Source organism: Rhodovibrio salinarum DSM 9154, assembly GCF_000515255.1.
Lineage (GTDB): Bacteria > Pseudomonadota > Alphaproteobacteria > Kiloniellales > Rhodovibrionaceae > Rhodovibrio > Rhodovibrio salinarum.
Genome location: NZ_KI911559.1, coordinates 1,439,535 through 1,456,548, shown reverse-complemented (window position 1 = coordinate 1,456,548; position 17,014 = coordinate 1,439,535). Strand labels below are relative to the sequence as shown.

At 64.5% G+C, this 17,014-nt stretch carries 18 protein-coding genes; 12 read left to right on the top strand and 6 right to left on the bottom strand.

Translation table 11 applies throughout. From position 1 onward, the window contains the following. Positions 1-124 precede the first annotated feature (124 nt). Positions 125-595: a hypothetical protein gene (locus RHOSA_RS0106750; protein ID WP_027288079.1), complete on the bottom strand. Its 471-nt coding sequence runs from the start codon at positions 593-595 to the stop codon at positions 125-127. A gap of 252 nt (positions 596-847) precedes the next feature. Between RHOSA_RS0106750 and RHOSA_RS0106745 the strand changes: the two genes are divergently transcribed. Beyond that, positions 848-1,162 carry a hypothetical protein gene (locus RHOSA_RS0106745; RefSeq protein WP_156092592.1) on the top strand — a complete coding sequence of 105 codons (315 nt, stop codon included), beginning with the start codon at positions 848-850 and terminating at the stop codon, positions 1,160-1,162. Positions 1,163-1,241: 79 nt separating this feature from the next. On the opposite strand, the gene RHOSA_RS0106740 is transcribed toward RHOSA_RS0106745, so the two are convergent. Beyond that, positions 1,242-1,736 (bottom strand): RNA polymerase sigma factor, encoded by a 495-nt coding sequence (locus tag RHOSA_RS0106740; RefSeq protein ID WP_027288077.1) that lies wholly within the window; start codon positions 1,734-1,736, stop codon positions 1,242-1,244. 455 nt (positions 1,737-2,191) lie between these two features. On the opposite strand from RHOSA_RS0106740, the gene RHOSA_RS0106735 reads away from it, so the two are divergent. Next, complete coding sequence (locus RHOSA_RS0106735; RefSeq protein WP_027288076.1) at positions 2,192-2,551, top strand: hypothetical protein; 360 nt, start codon at positions 2,192-2,194, stop codon at positions 2,549-2,551. 18 nt (positions 2,552-2,569) lie between these two features. Here the strand turns inward: RHOSA_RS0106735 and RHOSA_RS0106730 are convergent, their stop codons facing one another. Together RHOSA_RS0106730 and RHOSA_RS20955 are read right to left on the bottom strand one after the other, a co-directional pair. After that, on the bottom strand, positions 2,570-3,208 hold the full coding sequence (locus RHOSA_RS0106730) for a LysE family translocator (RefSeq protein ID WP_200371948.1): 639 nt from the start codon (positions 3,206-3,208) through the stop codon (positions 2,570-2,572). Between the two features lie 108 nt (positions 3,209-3,316). After that, positions 3,317-4,426, bottom strand: coding sequence for a D-alanyl-D-alanine carboxypeptidase (locus tag RHOSA_RS20955; RefSeq protein ID WP_051431890.1), 1,110 nt, complete (start codon positions 4,424-4,426; stop codon positions 3,317-3,319). A 262-nt stretch (positions 4,427-4,688) separates the two neighbouring features. Here RHOSA_RS20955 and RHOSA_RS0106720 point away from each other — a divergent pair, with 262 nt between their 5' ends. From RHOSA_RS0106720 to RHOSA_RS0106705, 4 genes are all read left to right on the top strand, one after another. Further along, positions 4,689-5,504, top strand: coding sequence for an ABC transporter permease (locus tag RHOSA_RS0106720; RefSeq protein WP_200371949.1), 816 nt, complete (start codon positions 4,689-4,691; stop codon positions 5,502-5,504). Positions 5,505-5,725: 221 nt separating this feature from the next. Next, a complete protein-coding gene (locus RHOSA_RS20950; RefSeq protein ID WP_037255831.1) occupies positions 5,726-6,649 on the top strand; it encodes an ABC transporter substrate-binding protein in 924 nt (307 codons plus the stop codon). Positions 6,650-6,706: 57 nt separating this feature from the next. Beyond that, the gene (locus RHOSA_RS0106710; protein ID WP_027288073.1) at positions 6,707-7,804 is read left to right on the top strand and encodes an ABC transporter ATP-binding protein; all 1,098 of its coding nucleotides are present in this window, start codon (positions 6,707-6,709) and stop codon (positions 7,802-7,804) included. Further along, a complete protein-coding gene (locus RHOSA_RS0106705; RefSeq protein ID WP_200371950.1) occupies positions 7,795-8,445 on the top strand; it encodes an ABC transporter permease in 651 nt (216 codons plus the stop codon). The genes RHOSA_RS0106710 and RHOSA_RS0106705 overlap by 10 nt, the downstream gene beginning before the upstream one ends. Before the next feature lie 36 nt (positions 8,446-8,481). Here the strand turns inward: RHOSA_RS0106705 and RHOSA_RS20945 are convergent, their stop codons facing one another. Further along, positions 8,482-9,372, bottom strand: coding sequence for a choice-of-anchor A family protein (locus RHOSA_RS20945; protein ID WP_051431889.1), 891 nt, complete (start codon positions 9,370-9,372; stop codon positions 8,482-8,484). A gap of 574 nt (positions 9,373-9,946) precedes the next feature. Here RHOSA_RS20945 and RHOSA_RS0106695 point away from each other — a divergent pair. The 3 genes from RHOSA_RS0106695 to RHOSA_RS20940 all read left to right on the top strand — a co-directional run bounded on the left by RHOSA_RS0106695 (position 9,947) and on the right by RHOSA_RS20940 (position 13,235). Beyond that, entirely contained in the window at positions 9,947-10,855 is a 909-nt protein-coding gene (locus tag RHOSA_RS0106695) for a cation diffusion facilitator family transporter (RefSeq protein ID WP_027288071.1), read from the top strand. 244 nt (positions 10,856-11,099) lie between these two features. Next, complete coding sequence (locus tag RHOSA_RS0106690) at positions 11,100-11,642, top strand: AAA family ATPase (protein ID WP_027288070.1); 543 nt, start codon at positions 11,100-11,102, stop codon at positions 11,640-11,642. Between the two features lie 162 nt (positions 11,643-11,804). Further along, positions 11,805-13,235, top strand: coding sequence for a ferredoxin reductase family protein (locus RHOSA_RS20940; RefSeq protein ID WP_051431888.1), 1,431 nt, complete (start codon positions 11,805-11,807; stop codon positions 13,233-13,235). 246 nt (positions 13,236-13,481) lie between these two features. Here the strand turns inward: RHOSA_RS20940 and motA are convergent, their stop codons facing one another. Continuing rightward, positions 13,482-14,333: a flagellar motor stator protein MotA gene (gene motA, locus RHOSA_RS0106680; protein WP_037255828.1), complete on the bottom strand. Its 852-nt coding sequence runs from the start codon at positions 14,331-14,333 to the stop codon at positions 13,482-13,484. 287 nt (positions 14,334-14,620) lie between these two features. Here motA and RHOSA_RS24060 point away from each other — a divergent pair, with 287 nt between their 5' ends. From RHOSA_RS24060 to RHOSA_RS0106665, 3 genes are all read left to right on the top strand, one after another. Next, positions 14,621-15,088, top strand: a complete 468-nt coding sequence (locus RHOSA_RS24060) for a response regulator (RefSeq protein WP_051431887.1) — start codon at positions 14,621-14,623, stop codon at positions 15,086-15,088. Between the two features lie 117 nt (positions 15,089-15,205). Beyond that, entirely contained in the window at positions 15,206-15,499 is a 294-nt protein-coding gene (locus RHOSA_RS0106670; RefSeq protein ID WP_027288068.1) for a hypothetical protein, read from the top strand. A gap of 314 nt (positions 15,500-15,813) precedes the next feature. Further along, positions 15,814-16,956 carry an ISAs1 family transposase gene (locus RHOSA_RS0106665; protein WP_027288067.1) on the top strand — a complete coding sequence of 381 codons (1,143 nt, stop codon included), beginning with the start codon at positions 15,814-15,816 and terminating at the stop codon, positions 16,954-16,956. The last annotated feature ends 58 nt before the right edge of the window (positions 16,957-17,014 follow it).

Below are 17,014 nucleotides of genomic sequence, written 5' to 3'. Positions count from 1 at the left end.
GCGCGGGTTCACTGGATCGCTTGGGGTCACTGGCCAGACGCCGATCCGGTTGCGTTGCCAGGGGCGGCCTGTCCTAGGTGGGCAACACCCAACCTATGCCCCCGGTTCCACCCGATGCGACGATCTATGCCCGCTCCTTCAGGGCAGCGATCAACTCCCGCCGCAAATCGGGCCGCCGCCCCAGCAACACGCCGAGCGCGAACGCCGCCAGCCCGAGCGGTCCGAGATTCCGGCGCGCAGCCGGCTCCACCCGCTCCGCAAGCGCCTGAAGCCGGGCAAGGTCGTCTTCGGCGGCGTCCGCGTCACCATTATCCGCCACACCATCCTGCGGCGCGCTTTCCGGTCGCCGCGGCTCGCGGCGCGCCGGCGACCGCGCGACCACGCGGGCGAATAAAAGGCATCCGGCCACGAATACGAGTCCAGCCGCCGCCGTGCCAAGCGCCGCCCAGGCCGGGTGCAGCAGTTCGGCGAGCCCGAGAAAAATGGACGCCGCAATCCCGCCAAGCGTTGCAACCAACACGATCCCGGCGAGCCCCAGCAGCGCAATGGCCGTGCAGACGCGCGCAAGCATGTCGGCGAAGCCGTGGGAAGTCATGGGACCGCGATCCTTTCCGTTCAAAGCAGTGATATCTCTGCAGGGCGAGCGATGTCGTCACCTATTACAACACCCGGATGAGCCCGCCAGTTCCAAAGGATTTTTGCGTTCGTCGACACCGCCTTGACCAGATGCATGGAACTCAAGCGGTCGGTCATGTGTTGCATAGGTACAGACGAGGGCGTGCCCGTGGGCAGCCATCGTCTACGGATCCCCCTATGAGTCACGAGTCACGAACGAGAGGAGATGAAGATGGCGGAACAGACCTACGCCAACACCCAGGATACCGGCGATAAGAATGCCCAGGGCAACCGGAACACCGGCGGCGAAAGCGACATCCTGCGCCAGCGCCTGCAGCGTCTGCAGGACGATGTGGAAGGTCTGGCGCGCGATGTGAACGCGATCGGCCGCGGCCAGGCGGCCCGCGGGCGTGAGGCCGCTCAGGAAACGGGCCGCCGGCTTGAGCACCGCGCCCGCGAAAACCCGATGGCGACCCTGGCCATCACCCTGATCGGCGGACTGATTGTGGGCCTGCTGCTGGGCGAGCGCCACGGCGGATCGCGCTAAGCGGACCCAGGGGTGGATAGCCCCGTGTCCCGCCGACGTTATAGCCCCGGTTGCGCATAGCGCTACCGGGGCCGCTTGGTTAGTGCCACTGGTGCGGCTGGTCAGCCTGCAACTGCTGACGCGCCCGCGCCAATCGCGAGCGTACCGTCCCGACCGGCATACTCAGACGCCGGGCGGTCTCTTCGTAGCTGCAGCCGTCCAGTACGGTCAGTTGAAGCACCGCCAAATGATCATCTGACAGGCGCTGCATGGCGGAACTGATCTCACGGAGTTCCGCGTGCGCTTCCTGATTGGCGTCAACGGTCGATGAGCCGAGAACCGGATACCGCCGGGCCAAGGCAGTCGACCGCGTGACCGCGTCGCGGCGCTGGTTGAAGAACCGGCTACGCAGGATGCTGTAAAGCCAGGCACGCAGGTGCGTGCCCTCGCGATACTGTTGCGGACGCATCAGCGCGCGTTCCAGCGTATCCTGAGCGAGGTCGTCTGCGTCAGCGCGGTCGTGCGCCAAGGTTGCCGCGTAGCGGCGTACAGCCGGCAACTCCCGGGCAACAGCTATCTCAAAGCGCTCCTGCATATCATTCGCCTCTTCGGACGTGTCGGTGTGTCTGTCCAAAGGAAGAGGTGATGACCCAGTATGCGACGCGGGAGGGCTGCACGGCTGAGCAACAAGGTTCTCACATACTGTGGCTGTCCGTTGTCACGCAGTGCGCCCAAAAATCAGGTGCACGCCGACCGTGTTCAGGGTCGCACCACACATCACTCGATGTGTTTTTAGATAAAATCCAGAAGGGTTCCGCACATTACAGACCCTATTTTACGTAAATTTCCCACCACATCTATCCATAAGTATTAGATGGTTACATAGCACCAAGACACGAATATCCTAATGGATACAACCGCACATCCATACGCCTAGTGCGCTATGTCCGACGATAACTTTTCGCGCATTTGACGTGGACGCAAGGAAATGTAAATCACTTAGGTGTTACAGCAATCCCGCACATGCCGATGAATAGGACGAAGAAAACAATGGGTCAGTTGGACTACAAGCTCGCCGCGACATCCTTGGCCTCAACACCGGGTGAGCAGACTGCGGCCGGAGATATCGATGCCAACGCCCTGGGCGCAAGCGAGCGGGAGGTGTTTGAGCGATGGGCGGACGCGGACGGTCACGTCAGCCACCGTGACATCGATAGCCTGCTGCGTCAGAATCTTTTACTGCGCCGGATCATCGCCGATCTGGTCGCGGGTGCCGGACGGCCGAAACCCGCCAAAGGGCATAGCGGCTACGTCGCGGAAGTGCCGACCGATATGATCGAACAGGCCTACCAATACGGCGACTACAGCCACATCGAGGACCCGGAAGCGGACGGCAAGATCTGGTTCTAACCCGCGCCAAACGGGCCCTCACCGAACATCCAAGACCAGCCGAAGCCCCAGAAGCGTTAAAAAGCCGCCACAAGTCCGGTCAATCCACGCCTTCGCCCGGGCGTAGCCCCGACGCAGGCGCTGCACGCCGAAGGCGTAGGCGACGGCCGTATACCATGCCACCTCGTTGAGGCAGAGGATGGCAATCACGGCCGCCTGCACGGCGGGCGACGGCGCGGCCGGCAACAACGTCACGAAAATCGATCCGAAAAAGACAGCAACCTTCGGATTGGACAGTTGGGTCAACAGGCCCAGGCGTACGGCCGCCCCCGGCCGCTTCAGCAAGTCCGGCCTATCCTCGGAGTCCGACCCCATTGTCTCCCCGGTCGGCACCGGATCCCGGGCATGGCGCCACATCATCACCGCGATATAAAGCAAGAAAATCGCGCCGGCGACCTTGATCCCCGTATAAAGCCAGGGCGCGAGCGCAAACAGCGCGTTGAGACCAAACATCGCGGCCAACGACCAAACCAGCGTGCCCAGGCCCAGGCCGAGCGCCACCCACATGCCGCGCGTGCGGGATCCGGCGATCGCGCTGCGCGCGACCACGACCAAGCTCGGTCCAGGTGACATCACCGCAAGCAGGTGAACAAACCAGAGTGTGGCAAGCGCGGCCAACGTCTCCATCCAGGAGGCTCCTTACTGGGGTCCGTGGCCGCCCCGGGTGGGCCGCCGCATGGATGCTTCATGCGCGCCTATATCGCGCGTCCGGCGGGCAACAGGCAATCAACTACCATCGGCGATCTGGGTCGGCGTCCCACGCACGACCAGGCACTCCATCCCGCGGCGTTTCAGGCGCTGGCAGGCCTGTTCCGCTGCCCCGCTGGTCAAACCGGTTACCCGGGCCCGGTAGAGATCGCGCTCGCTCAGGTGGGCGACCCGACGGATGCCCCCCGCCAGCGCCGAGCGCGCCTCCTCCAACGCCCGTTTGGTGATCCGCTTGGCCGCAGGTTCGCTGGCGAACGCACCGACCTGGACGGCATAGCGGCCACGCCCCGGTTTGGCCTTGGGGACGGGCGGCAGTTGGCTGGGTAACTGGTTGAAGCCAACGTCGAGCAGGTCCGCCACGCGCCGGTCGCGCGCGCCCGCGCTGCGCCCACCGAGCGCCACGGCGATCACCCGTCGGCCCTGCCGCTTGGCGGAGGCGACCAGGTTATAGCCGGAGGCGTCGATGTAACCGGTCTTGATGCCGTCGACCCCGTCGTAACGGCCCAACAGGTTGTTGTGATTGCGGTAGACGCGCCCGTGATAGCGCATCCGCTTCAGGGAAAAGTACTTGTAGTAGCCGGGGTAGTCGTCGATCAGCGCCTGCGCGAGCACCGCCATGTCCTGCGCCGTGGTGACCTGATAGGGGTTTGGCAGGCCAGAAGCGTTACGGAACTCGGTATCGTCCAGGCCAAGCTCCTCCGCCCGCGCCGTCATATCCATGGCGAAGTCCCACTCGGTCCCCGCCATATGCTCGGCAATCACCACGGCGGCATCATTCGCGGACTTGGTGACGAGCGCCTTGATCGCCGTCTCCACGTCGATCCGGTCGCCGGCGCGCAGGCCCAGTTCGGTGGGCGGCATCTCCTGGGCGTGCGGCGAGACGTACATGGTGTCGTCCAGATGCAGCTCGCCCGCCGCAAGCGCATCGAACACCATGTAAAGCGTCATCATCTTGGTAAGTGAGGCCGGATAGTGCTGCGCCTGCGCGCGGTGCGCCTTGACCACCGATCCCGTCGCGGCATCGACAACGATCCAGGCACGCTCATCGGCCCTCGCCGGACGCACCACAGCGATCAGGGTTACCGCCACCAGGAACGCCGCGGCCAGCGCCGCGACGACCGGCTTCATCCCGTTGTTCAATTCTTCCCCCGAAGTCCCTGGACAGCCTCAACGATGGGCCGTCTCCCATTCATATCAGACCATCTCAGCGGTTGGCCAGCAGCGGCGGAATCCCGTGCCCGCAAGACCGGCGGCTCGAGAAACGGCTCAACAAGCCGACGCATGACACTCCGGACTTAATCCCTATCCGGGCGATCCCATCGGCCGAGCGGCGACTTCAACGGGACGCACGGGTTTGACCTGAGTGCGGCGGTGGGCGATACCCATCGCCATGACACCCAAACGCATGCCCAGCGCAGGCGCCCGGTCATCGCGGACCACGCTCGCGCTTGCCAGCCTGACACTGTTGGCGCTGACGGGCTGTGCCAGCGATTCTTTGATGATGCGCGGCGCCGGCAGCCCGGTCGAGGTGCTGCAGAATCTCTGGACCTGGTTCACCGAGGCCGGACGGTGGACAGGCAACGACGGGATTCCCAACCGGGTGATCGAACACCTGTATTACACCGGGGTCTCGCTCGCCATCGCACTTGCGATCTCCCTGCCGGTCGGCATCGGGCTGGGCCATCTGGGCAAGGGCGGGCTGTTCGCGATCAACGTCTCCAACATCGGCCGCGCGGTGCCGGAGTTCGGAATCGTGATTCTGGTGTTCATCATCGCCGGCTATGGCGACCTGCCGGTGATCGTCGCGCTGGTCGCGCTCGCCATACCGCCGATCGTGACCAACAGCTACGTCGGCATGCGCGACGTCGACCGTCAGGTCACAGGTGCCGCCCGCGGCATGGGCATGACCGGCTGGCAGCGGTTGCTACAGGTCGAATTGCCGCTCGCCGCGCCTGCGATCATGGCGGGCATCCGAACCTCCACGGTGCAGGTGATCGCCACCGCGACGATCGGTGCCTATGTCGGCTTGGGCGGGCTGGGCCGCTTCATCATCGACGGCTTGGCGCAGCACCGCATGGACCAGGTCCTGGGCGGCGCGATCGCAGTGGCAGTGCTGGCGATGACAGCAGAGCTGTTGCTGGCCGGCCTGCAGCGGGTGATCGTTCCGCGCGCTCTCCAAAGCATGCGCCAACAGGCCACGCCGTGAGCCATCCTACTCCGGCGCTTTCGTCGCTCCCGGTTTCGTTGACAGGCGGCACCACCAGCCCATCTTGCCGATGACACACGGCCATGGGCCCGGGCAGACTAGGCCTCCAACCATTAATCCACATGACCGACGCAGACGTAGCAGACGTAATCGATGACATTTCCCCCTCCTACGCGTCGGACACCCGCAAACACGAACAAAAGCCACTAGGGAGGCACTCCATGATCCGCCTGACTCAGCTATCCCAGCACGCCCTGCGACATACCCTGCCCGCGCTCGCTGGCGCGGCCGCAATCGCCGCGGGAACCCTCGCGGGCATCGGTTCGGCCAAGGCCGACGACACCTTGATCGTCGGCTCCACCAATTTCCCCGAGCAACTGATCCTCGCCAACATGTACGAGGACATCCTGGAAGCGCGCGGTATCGTCGAGGTCGAGACCCGCCTCAACCTCGGCTCGCGCGAGATCGTCTTCCCCGCCCTGCGCAAGGGCGAGATCGAGGCCTTGCCGGAATACACCGGGGCGCTGCTGTCCTACGTCACCAGCGGAGAGACCCACGCGCGCAAGCCGGAGGAGGTCCTGACCCAGCTCCGCGAGAGGCTGCCTGAGGGGATCGTTGCCCTTGAGCCCTCTCCGGCACAGGACAAGGACGCCCTGGTCATCCGCGCGGAAACCGCGGAGAAATACAACCTGACCACCGTGTCCGATCTGGCCGACGTGGCGGGTGAACTGATTATCGGCGGGCCGCCGGAGATGAAGACGCGTAACGCCGGGCTGCCCGGCCTGAAGGACGTCTACGGCATCGAGTTCCAGGAGTTCCGGTCGCTCGACGCGGGCGGGCCGCTGACCAAGAACGCGCTCCAGAATGGCGATATCGACGTCGCGCGCATGTTCACCACGCAGGGCGCAATCGACGAGAACGGCTGGGTCACGCTCGAGGACGACAAGAACCTGATCCCGGCCCAGAACCTCGTGCCCGTGATCCGCGCCGATGCAACCTCGCCGGAAATCGAAGCGGCACTGAACGAGCTCTCCGCCGCCTTGTCCACCAAAGCGCTGACCAAGCTCAACGCCAAGGTGAGTATCGATAAGATGGATCCGGAGATGGTCGCCGAGGAATGGTTGAAGGCCCAAGGGCTGATCTAGCCCGACGGCCCCGCGTGAAGCCAGCAAACCACCACCTCAGGTCCCCGAGCTCTGCCAATGATCCGCTTCGAGCAGGTAACCAAGCGTTTTGCCGACGGCACGACGGCGGTGGACGCCCTGGACCTGGAGATCGCCGACGGCGAGACCGTGATGCTGGTTGGCCCCTCGGGCTGCGGCAAGACGACCACGCTGCGGCTGATCAACCGATTGGAGGAAGCGACCGAGGGACGCGTCCTGGTCGACGGCCAGGACGTCTCCCAGGTCGATCCGACCCGGCTACGCCGGGGCATCGGTTACGTCATTCAGCACGCCGGGCTGTTCCCGCACCGGCGAATCGACGGCAACATCGCCACCGTGCCCCGGCTGCTCGGTTGGGCGCGCGGGGAGATCGCGCCGCGCGTCGATGCCATGTTGGAGACCGTCGGCCTGGACCGCGCCGTCGCGCAACGCTTCCCTCACCAGCTGTCCGGCGGGCAACAGCAGCGTGTGGGCGTTGCCCGCGCGCTGGCAGGAGAGCCGCCGGTACTGCTGATGGACGAGCCGTTCGCCGCCGTCGATCCGATCGTGCGCGCCCGCCTGCAACAGGAGTTCCTCGACCTCAAGAAACAGGTGCGCAAGACGATCGTCTTCGTCACCCATGACGTCGACGAGGCGATCAAGCTGGGCGATAAGATCGCCATTCTAAAGGAAGGCGGCCGGTTGGCGCAGTACGGCCGGCCGGTGGACATCCTGGCCCGCCCGGCCGGCCGGTTCGTCGCGGACTTTGTCGGCCGCGAGCGCACGCTCAAACGCCTTGCCCTGATGACCGCGGACAGCCTCGACGTCACCGCCGGCAACCCGGTCGATCCCGATGCCGACGCCGCCGTGGTCGAAGCCGCGGCCGAAGAAGCCGGGCAACCATGGGTGCCCGTGGTGGGCGCGGACCGGCGATTCCTCGGGTGGTGCGACAGCCGCCAGCTGGTCAACGGCCACACCGCCCGGCAAATCGTTGGCGGGCCCGAGATCGCCACCGTCGGCCCCGGGGACACGTTGCGCACCGCGCTCGACGCCGCCTTGTCGGCGGAAAGCCGGTCGGTCGTCCGGGTCGACGCCGCCGGCAACTATCTGGGGGTGATCACCCTCGACCGGATCGCGGAGGCCGGGCTGTGGAGCTGATCCGCTGGTCCTGGGTCAGGAACCACCTGGACGACATCGGCTGGCTGTTCGTCGAGCATATCCAACTGGCCAGCCTGGCACTCCTGTTCGGGGTCGCGATCGCCTTCCCGCTGGCGCTCGCCGCGCTGCGCTGGCCGCGCCTCTACGGTCCGCTGCTGGGCTTCACGGGGGTGCTGTTCACGATCCCCTCGCTGGCGCTGTTCATCCTGCTGATCCCCTACACCGGGCTCTCCAAGGCAACCTCGCTGATCGGGCTAACGATCTACACGCTCCTGATCCTGGTGCGGAACATCGTGGAGGGACTGCGCGGCGTCTCCCCGCACGTGCTGGAGGCGGCAAAGGCGATGGGCCTGACCCGCACACAGCGGCTGTTCCAGGTGGAACTGCCACTGGCGCTGCCGATGATCATGGCCGGGATCCGGATCGCCGCCGTGACCACGATCGGGCTGGTCACGGTCACCGCCCTGATCGGCCAGGGCGGTCTGGGCCGCCTGTTCATCGACGGCTTCACCCGCGACTTCGCCACCCCGGTGATCGTTGGCTTCGTGCTGTCGGTCGCACTCGCGATCGTGGTCGACCTGCTGCTGGTCCGCCTGCAAAGCGCGTTGACGCCGTGGCATCAGGAAGCAAGCGACCGCTAGGGCGTGATCGCGCGCTGTCGACGGGCGAAACCGGTGTTACCTGCCGTGCCGCCGGCGTCCGACAGCCCCAAGCGCCAGCAGACCGCCACCGAACAGCACCAGGGTGCCAGGGCCCAGCACCCTGGTCGTTGGAAGGTCGCCGGCAAATGGCTGCTGATGCACTTCCCCATTCAGGACCAGGCTATCGGCGATCAAGCTGCCTTCGATCGGGCTGGTATTGGTGACAGCCGCATTAGGCGCCAGGACGGAGCCGAAGAACTGGGTCCCGAACGTCAGGCTGGTCACGTCACTGAAGTTCCAGAGGATATTGTCCGCCAAGGCAAACGGACCCCCCAGGAAATTATCGCTGATCGTAAGCGCGCCCGTCCCGGTGACGTTGATCACGACGGTGGTCGCGCCGTTCAGGCCGAGCTCGATTTCGTTGATGGCGTCGAAGAAACTCGTATCCACGTTGTAGACGGCCAGATCATTGCCATCCGGGATCGCGGTATTAAACAGGCCCCGGTTGCCGGACAACCCCGGCGCAACACCGGCAAGCCCCGCCAAATCGGCCGAGGTCTTTTGCAGCGCCGCCTGGAAATCCGGGATCGTGACCGCTTGGTTGGCGTTGACGGTGCCGGCATGCACCGTCCCGGTCACCGCACCCCCCAGGTTCAGGGTGCCATTGCCGTTCAGGTTCATGTTCTGAACGTTGCCGCCGACCGTCGCATCGCCACCATTGTTCAGGTTCTTGAAACCACCGCCAGAAACGTTGCCGCCGACGATCAGCTCATCGAACGTTGAGATGGGCGCGGCGCGGGTGTTGAAGGTCATTGAGCCGCCGGTCAGGTTTCCGCCGATCAGCGAACGCCCTTCAACTTCCGAAGTGCCCGAAAGGTCGCCGAACACGACCAGATTGAATTGGTCCAGAATCTCGGTTGTCGTCATTGGCGCAGCCGTCGCCCCGCCAGCCCCCGCGACCATGGCCACGACACCAGCAACGGCCGCAAGAATGGCCCTATTCAATACAGTCGGTTTTTGCATCATACCCCGCCGCCTCCTGAGTACAGTTCGATAAGTCGATCCAGAAAATAATTTCTATTCGAAAACCCCGGACCGCCCGCCCCACATCGCGAAGCTTCTTAAAGCAAGCGCCATGCCAGACCCTAACCCATTGATTTAGCGCCTACCCCGATTGTGTTAGGAGTTCATCTGTTGGGATATTTTACACCTTAAGAAGATACTGGCGCAGAACTGTAAAAACCTTAGACACAACCGGGGACGCAAACGGGCGGGTGAATTTCTACGAAATCGCCCCCCAAGACCCAAGCCAACCAGGCGAAGGTCGGGACGTCGCCACTGGCCGTATGCCCACACAGCGCACGAGAGGCCGTCAACGGAGTTGAAGCAAACCAGCGGTCTATTGGGACCAGCGGGACGTTCCCGCATTGCACCCCCGCCGGTTAATCGCCACCCTCGCGCTGCCTTTTCCGTTCATAGCAGTTGCGAGGTCCGCGCCCCTATGGCGAATGCCAATTCCAAGAAGGTGATCTACGCCGCCCTCGCGGGCAACGCGCTGATCGCGGTGACCAAATTCGTCGCCGCCGGGATCACCGGCTCCTCGGCCATGCTGGCGGAGGGCATTCACTCTGTCGTGGACACCGGCAACCAGGGGCTGATGCTGCATGGCACCGCCCGGGCGAAGAAGCCAGCCGACGAGAATCATCCCTTCGGCTACGGCCGCGAGCTCTATTTCTGGGCGTTCGTGGTGGCGATCCTGATCTTCGCGGTGGGCGCCGGCGTGTCGCTGTACGAGGGCGTGGAGAAGGTGCTGCACCCGCACCCGGTCACCAACCCGGTCGTCAACTACGTCGTTCTGCTGCTTGCCATGGGGTTCGAAGGCTGGGCCTTCTCGGTCGCGCTCAAGGAGTTCCAGCAGACCAAGGGAGATCGCGGCTATATCCAGGCTGTCCGCGAGAGCAAAGACCCCACGGTAATCACCGTGCTGTTCGAGGACACGGCGGCGCTCTCGGGCCTGGTGGTGGCCTTCCTGGGCGTGGGTATGGCGCATCTGTTCGGCTGGGCGGTGATGGATGGCGTCGCCTCGATCGTCATCGGCCTGATCCTGGGCGTCACCGCCTTCCTGCTCGCCTACGAAACCAAGGGCCTGCTGGTCGGCGAGTCCGCCCTGCCGCACGTCACCGCCGGAATCCGCAGCCTCGTTCGGAAAGAGAGCGACGTCGAGCGGGTGAATCAAGTGCTGACCCTGCAACTCGGCCCGGACGACGTGCTGGCCACCGTCAGCGTCGAATTCGCCGACGGTCTCCCGACCGGACGGATCGAGCAGACGATCGCCCGGCTCGATGCCGCCATCAAACAGGCCCAGCCGGAAGTCACCCGGGTCTATATCGAAGCCGAAACGGCGAGGTAGAGCCGACAAGACGTTCATGGCGCCCTGTCCAGGTCCCGCATCCCGGCCCCAGCACGGCTGTTCCGCAATGGGCGCGTGACATAGATCATTTGGACCCTGAACATTTTTCGGTAAGTGAGCCTGGTCCCGAAACGACCGTTTGAGGCAGACGGGTCCTGGCAAGAAGTTTGTGTCCGCGCGCGCGGAACAGAACTGCCATTGCCCTGCACGATATTCGTATAAGCGACCGCCGGAGGTGAGCCAGATGCGAAGCGACACCGCCAACCGGCATGTCATTCTGTCCGGCTGTTCGGGTGGCGGAAAATCGACGCTCCTAGCCGAGTTGCAACGGCGGGGCTTCCAGACCGTCGAAGAACCCGGCAGACGAATCGTTGCGGAGGAACAGCGCGGCGCCGGAAAGGCGCTCCCCTGGGTCGATCTCGAAGCGTTCGCGCGGCGGGCGATCGAGATGGCCTCCCGCGATCGGCAGCACATGGATGGCGCGCAGGCGTGGGTCTTCTTCGACCGTGGGCTTGTCGATGCAGCCGTCGCGTTGGAGCACGCGACGGGCATCGCCGCATCCGACACCCTCCGCGCAACAGACTGCTTTCACCGGCAGGTCTTTCTGACCCCGCCATGGCCGGAAATCTACAAGACGGATGGCGCGCGGCAGCATGGTATGGACGACGCCCTCGAAGAATACCATCGACTGCTCAAGGCTTTCGACAGCCTCGGCTACGATACGATTATCTTGCCAAAGATCGATATTAATGGACGCGCGGATTTCGTCCTGAACTGCCTTTCCTGACAGTATGGGCACCTCCGCAAAACTGAGCCGCGCTGCAGGATGCACCAAAACGCGCCCGTTTGCGCCGTCAGCAATCACGACTCATTCCGGCGATGGAATTAATGCACCGCACGGTTTGCCCTGGGACCATCGGCAAGCCGCGCAAGGCACACGCGAACAGGGATGACCACCTTGGCCATCGATGCCCACCCGAAAGCCGGTGAGCGGCCTACGCCGGCTACGAAAACCGCGCTACAGGACCACCGTTGGCCGCCGCGCGTGGGCCTGCACCCGGGCCTGGTCCTGACGCTCTATCTCGTGCTGGCGCTGGCCCCGGTCGCGATCGCCGCGGCACACCCGCTACCGCCGCGGCCTTTCTGGGACGAGGTGGCCAGCGCACTCGGCCTGTCGGCGCTTGCCATCATGTGCCTGGAGTTCATGCTGTCCGGGCGTTACCGGAGCGTGTCCGGGCGGATCGGCATCGACCTCACCATGCGGTTCCACCAGTTGGTGGCGCTCTCGCTGGTCGGCTTCATGCTGGTCCACCCTTTCGTCTATTCGACCCCGATGGGCCATGCCCTGCCTTGGGACACCGACGCGCACTTGCGCCTTGGCCTCGATACCTGGTCGATCGCCACCGGCGCGGTCGCCTGGGGGCTGCTGGTGGTGTTGGTGGCAACCGCAATTGGGCGACGTCTGCTGCCCTACCGGTACGAAAGCTGGCGCGGCGCCCACGCGATCGGCGCGGTCCTGGTGACCGGCCTGGTTGCTCATCACGCGCTCGCCGCCGGGCGCTACAGCGCGCAACCCGCGATGATCGTCTTCTGGGGGGCGCTGCTGACGCTGGCGGGCATGACGCTGATCTACGTCTACATCATCCGATCGATCCAGCAGAAGCGTGCGCCCTATGCCGTGCATAGCGTGGAATCGGTCGCCGCCGATACGTGGGAACTGCGCCTGAAGGCGCGCGACGGCGCCGGGACGCACGGGACGCTGCGCTTCCAGCCCGGCCAGTTCGCCTGGGTGAAGATCGGCCCGCATCCCTTCCGGGTGCGCGAGCACCCCTTCTCGATCTCCACCGCGCCCGAGCAGACACCGGAGATCGGCTTCACGATCCGCGAGAACGGCGACTTCACCCGTCACATCGGCGAGATCCCACCCGGCACGCCCGCCTATCTGGACGGTCCCCACGGCAACTTCGTACCGGACGCGGAGGAGATCCCAACTGTTTACATCGCCGGCGGCGTCGGCATCGCACCGATGCTAAGCCACCTGCGCGCCTTTCGAACCGAAGGCGACCGTCGGCCGATCACCCTGATCTATGGCAACCGCACGGTGGACTACATCGCCAGCAAGGCCGAACTCGACCAGATGGCCCAGCACCTGAACCTAAAGGTACACTACGTGCTGCAGGAGCCCCCCGAAGACTGGGACGGCCCCGCCGGCATGATCACGCAGGATGTCTTGGACGCTTGCCTGCCCCGTGAAAGCCGGCGGGTGGCCCGCTACTTCATCTGCGGCCCCGGCCCGATGATCGACGCGGTGGACAGGGAACTACGCAATCTGGACGTGCCCGCCCACCGGATCATCTCCGAGAAGTTCGACTACACCTAATTTCCGGGACCAACCGCCATGCGCCAGCAACTCGTGCTCGCCGTCTTCTGGGGCACCAATGCACTCGTACTGCTATCCGCACTCGCGTTCGCGCTCCGCTAGGCGTCGGCCCAGCGACACGCCTGTCCGACTCACCATACGTCACAAGGCCCGTTTCCTGGGGAAACGGGCCTTGGTGGATGCGGCTGGGTGGATCGAACGATCCGTCCCCGGTCGTTAGGTGACGGCTCGTTAAGTGACGGCCCGTTAGGTGACCGCCGGGGCCTGCTCGACCGCCTGCTCCAGGTCGAAGAAGCTGGGCTGAACGGCCGTGGGCACGTTGCCACGCCCGATCTCAACGGCGAGCTGGGGACCGGCGCCCTGAGCGATCGCGACCAGCACGTCCTTGATCACGTGATAGAAGCGCGAATCGTCCTCGACGATCTGCGACAGGCGCGAGGACAGCGGTCCGACGAAGCCATAGGCCAGGAACACGCCGAGGAAGGTACCAACCAGCGCGCCACCGATCAGTTTGCCAAGGACTTCCGGCGGCTCGTTGATCGAAGCCATCGTCTTGATCACGCCCAGCACCGCCGCGACGATACCCAGCGCCGGCAGCGCGTCGGCGGTCGTCTGCAACGCCTGCGCGCCCTGCATGTCCTCGTGGTGATGCTTTTCCAGCAGCCGATCGATGTAGTCGTCGATCTGGTGCGGGTCCTCCAGGTTGAGCGTCATCATCCGCAGCGTGTCGCAAATCATCGCACAGGCGAAGTGGTCGTTCAGCACCTTGGGATAGGTCTGGAAAATCTGGCTCTCCGACGGTTGCTCGACGTGTTGTTCGAGACCGAGCGCGCCTTTCTTCTTGTAGACATTGGCCAGCGCGTAGAGCAGGCACAGCAGGTCCTGATAGTCCTTCTGCTTCCACTTCGGCCCTTTGATCACGCGCAGAACGCCACCGAACGTCTGCTTCACGACCTTCATCGAATTGGCGATTAACAGAGCGCCAAGGGCCGCACCGCCGATCATCATGAACTCGAACGGCAACGCCTTGATGATCACGGACATCTTTCCGCCGGCTAGCAGATAGCCGCCGAAAACGCCCATCACGACGATTCCCATTCCTCCAAGCGACAGCACGATCCAAACCCTTTCGACGGTGACGTCTCATCCAACGGCCGCAGTTTTCGCGACGCACCATTGGTGCACCGGTTTCGGTTACCTTTGGATTAAAGCTGATCGATCGTCCCGCCCGCTGGCGCGACACTATCCTTTTGAGCGGGGCAAACACTCATACCTATACGAGCGTTGGTATAGGCATTTACCCGGCATCGGACGTAACTTTAGGCGTGTCGGGAAGCTGCCCGGCACGCCTCTGTCACCACGACATTCCGGGACGCCAATTCTCCATGGCCCAGCACGCTCCAACTTCCCCAACCGCCGGCACCATTCTGGTCGTCGACGACGACGCGCTCGTACGCGACATGGTGCAAACCGCCCTCACGCGCGCGGGCTATCGCGTCATCTTGGCGCGCGACGGCAACACGGCGATCGAGCTCCTGGACATTGCGGCGCCCGACTTGATTCTGACGGACCTGTTCATGCCCCACTGCGACGGCATCGAATTGCTGCGCTCGGGCCAGCTGTCCAAAGTGGATGTCCCCGTGATCGCAATGTCCGGTGGCTATGCAGGCATCGACATGCTGCATGCCGCCAAAGCGCTGGGCGCGGTCGCCGCGATCGCCAAGCCGTTCATGCCGAACGAATTAACCGATCTGGTGCGCCGGACGCTGACGACACCGGAAGAGCCGGCCCGCCCCACGGCGCCAGCCGAGCAGCCCTCGCGGATGGCTGTGGCAAACACCTCCTCCCGATAGACGAAGTCGCCTGCACGGCAACGTCGGCGTTGATCCTCTCCCCCGCGGCATGCTCAATAGAGACGGGCGCGGCGATACGACCGGGCCCTGACGCGGCCATGCGGGGAAGTGAACGCCATGATGAAACCCTGGGACATACTCGCCATTCTGATGTACGGGCTGGTCGCCGCCCTGGCGGCCTTGGCCGCGGAACAGACGAATTCGCTGGATGTCGTGTTCTGGGGCATTTTCGGCGTTGGCGCGGCGTTGTTCCTGGCCGGTCTGTTCAAGCGCATCTTCTTGGCCCGCTCCCGTTCCCTGCCCGAAGAGGTCGCCGACGTCGCGGGGGTTGAGGCCAGCCGACTGACCGCCTCGATGGCGATGGGCCTGCTGTTGGCGGCTGTTAGCGGCGGCCTGCTGTACCTGCTGTAGCCACCGCCCCTCCGGCGCGCGCACAAGTCCAAACGCAAACGGCGGGCCGCAGCCCGCCGCGCGCCCCTCCAAAACAGAGGAGGGATTCTGTGCACTCAAAGGTGCTTGTTAACGGGTGACACTCGATCTCTAAGCGGCTAACAAACAACACCCGTAGCAATACTCTCCGATGTCCAATCTTTCCTGTCAAGCGTGTTGCGATCGCCTACACGGCAACCTGCTCAGGTTAACGCGGTGAGGTACGGATTTCGCTGGTGCCGACGCGGAGCGGTTTGATTCAAACAGGTTTCCCCGGTTCGAAAGGAGACCTGCGGATGGATCAGGCGCCGCCCCGCGATAGTCTGCGCCTCTTGTTGCAGCACTTCAGCCGGGTCGAGGATCCCCGCGATCCGTGGCGGGTTCGCTTCCAGCTGTCGGAGCTGTTGTTCCTGGTGACCAGCGCCACCATCGCTGGATGCGATGACTACGACGAGATCGTGGCTTGGGGCGACAGCCACGTGGCGTTCCTGCGCCAACACGGAGAGTTCTACTTCGGCGTGCCCAAGGAGGACTGGCTGCGAACTGTGATGAACCGGATCGATCCCGCGCTGTTCGAGGCGGCGTTCATGGCCTGGGTGGCCGACTTGCGGCCAGATGGCCCCGAGGTCGTCGCGCTCGACGGCAAGACGTTGCGGCGCAGCCACGATACCAATGCCGCCCAGGCGGCGCTTCATCTGGTCTCCGCCTGGGCGTCCAACGAGCGCCTCGTCCTGGCGCAGGAAGCCGTGCCGGACAAAGCTAACGAGACCGCAGCGATCCGCGCCATTTTGGGGCGCCTGCCGGTCAACGGCGCTTTGGTCACTGTGGACGCGATCGGCGCCACGCCCGCGGTCGCCGCCGCGATCCAGGAGGCCGGAGCGGATTACGTCGTCGCGCTCAAGGCCAACCAGCCCAGCCTACACGCGGAGGCCGACCTCTTCTTCACCGACCCCGCCAGCGCCGGGCTGCCCAGTCTGGAGGTCGTCGACAAGGACCATGGCCGGCTGGAAACCCGGACCTACCGGGTCTGCCATGATATCGCGTGGCTCGGCGGCAACCGGCGCTATCCCGGCGAACCGCGGTTTCCCGGCCTGGCCTGCCTGATCCAGACGACCTCTCGCAGCGAGAAGGCCGGCCACGTCAGCGAGCAGATCCGGTACTACCTCTCCTCTGCCAAACTCACCCCCGAGCGCGCCGCCCAGGCGATCCGCGGCCACTGGGGGATCGAGAGTCTGCACTGGGTGCTCGACGTGACCTTCAAGGAGGACCTCTCACGCCTGCGCCGCGGGCACGGCGCCAAGAACATGGCGCTGGTCAGGCGCTTCGCCTTCAACATCCTGCGACGCGGCAAAGACAAAAACTCCCTGAAAACCGCCCGGAAAATCGCCGGCTGGAACACCGACTACCTCCAGAAGATCCTCACCTCTGCCGCCCGTTAACCCGGACTCGTTGCCGTGCGATCGCCTAGCACCCCTGTCGAAATCACGACCGACACGC

Excerpts from the sequence above, each read along its gene's own strand:
- RHOSA_RS0106690 (WP_027288070.1), top strand. The coding sequence starts at position 11,100 with ATGCGAAGCGACACCGCCAACCGGCATGTCATTCTGTCCGGCTGTTCG.
- RHOSA_RS0106710 (WP_027288073.1), top strand. The coding sequence starts at position 6,707 with ATGATCCGCTTCGAGCAGGTAACCAAGCGTTTTGCCGACGGCACGACG.
- RHOSA_RS20940 (WP_051431888.1), top strand. The coding sequence starts at position 11,805 with ATGACCACCTTGGCCATCGATGCCCACCCGAAAGCCGGTGAGCGGCCT.
- motA (WP_037255828.1), bottom strand. The coding sequence starts at position 14,333 with ATGGGAATCGTCGTGATGGGCGTTTTCGGCGGCTATCTGCTAGCCGGC.
- RHOSA_RS0106745 (WP_156092592.1), top strand. The coding sequence starts at position 848 with ATGGCGGAACAGACCTACGCCAACACCCAGGATACCGGCGATAAGAAT.
- RHOSA_RS0106740 (WP_027288077.1), bottom strand. The coding sequence starts at position 1,736 with ATGCAGGAGCGCTTTGAGATAGCTGTTGCCCGGGAGTTGCCGGCTGTA.
- RHOSA_RS0106720 (WP_200371949.1), top strand. The coding sequence starts at position 4,689 with ATGACACCCAAACGCATGCCCAGCGCAGGCGCCCGGTCATCGCGGACC.
- RHOSA_RS20950 (WP_037255831.1), top strand. The coding sequence starts at position 5,726 with ATGATCCGCCTGACTCAGCTATCCCAGCACGCCCTGCGACATACCCTG.
- RHOSA_RS0106695 (WP_027288071.1), top strand. The coding sequence starts at position 9,947 with ATGGCGAATGCCAATTCCAAGAAGGTGATCTACGCCGCCCTCGCGGGC.
- RHOSA_RS0106750 (WP_027288079.1), bottom strand. The coding sequence starts at position 595 with ATGACTTCCCACGGCTTCGCCGACATGCTTGCGCGCGTCTGCACGGCC.
- RHOSA_RS20955 (WP_051431890.1), bottom strand. The coding sequence starts at position 4,426 with ATGAAGCCGGTCGTCGCGGCGCTGGCCGCGGCGTTCCTGGTGGCGGTA.
- RHOSA_RS0106670 (WP_027288068.1), top strand. The coding sequence starts at position 15,206 with ATGATGAAACCCTGGGACATACTCGCCATTCTGATGTACGGGCTGGTC.
- RHOSA_RS20945 (WP_051431889.1), bottom strand. The coding sequence starts at position 9,372 with ATGACGACAACCGAGATTCTGGACCAATTCAATCTGGTCGTGTTCGGC.
- RHOSA_RS0106735 (WP_027288076.1), top strand. The coding sequence starts at position 2,192 with ATGGGTCAGTTGGACTACAAGCTCGCCGCGACATCCTTGGCCTCAACA.
- RHOSA_RS0106665 (WP_027288067.1), top strand. The coding sequence starts at position 15,814 with ATGGATCAGGCGCCGCCCCGCGATAGTCTGCGCCTCTTGTTGCAGCAC.
- RHOSA_RS24060 (WP_051431887.1), top strand. The coding sequence starts at position 14,621 with ATGGCCCAGCACGCTCCAACTTCCCCAACCGCCGGCACCATTCTGGTC.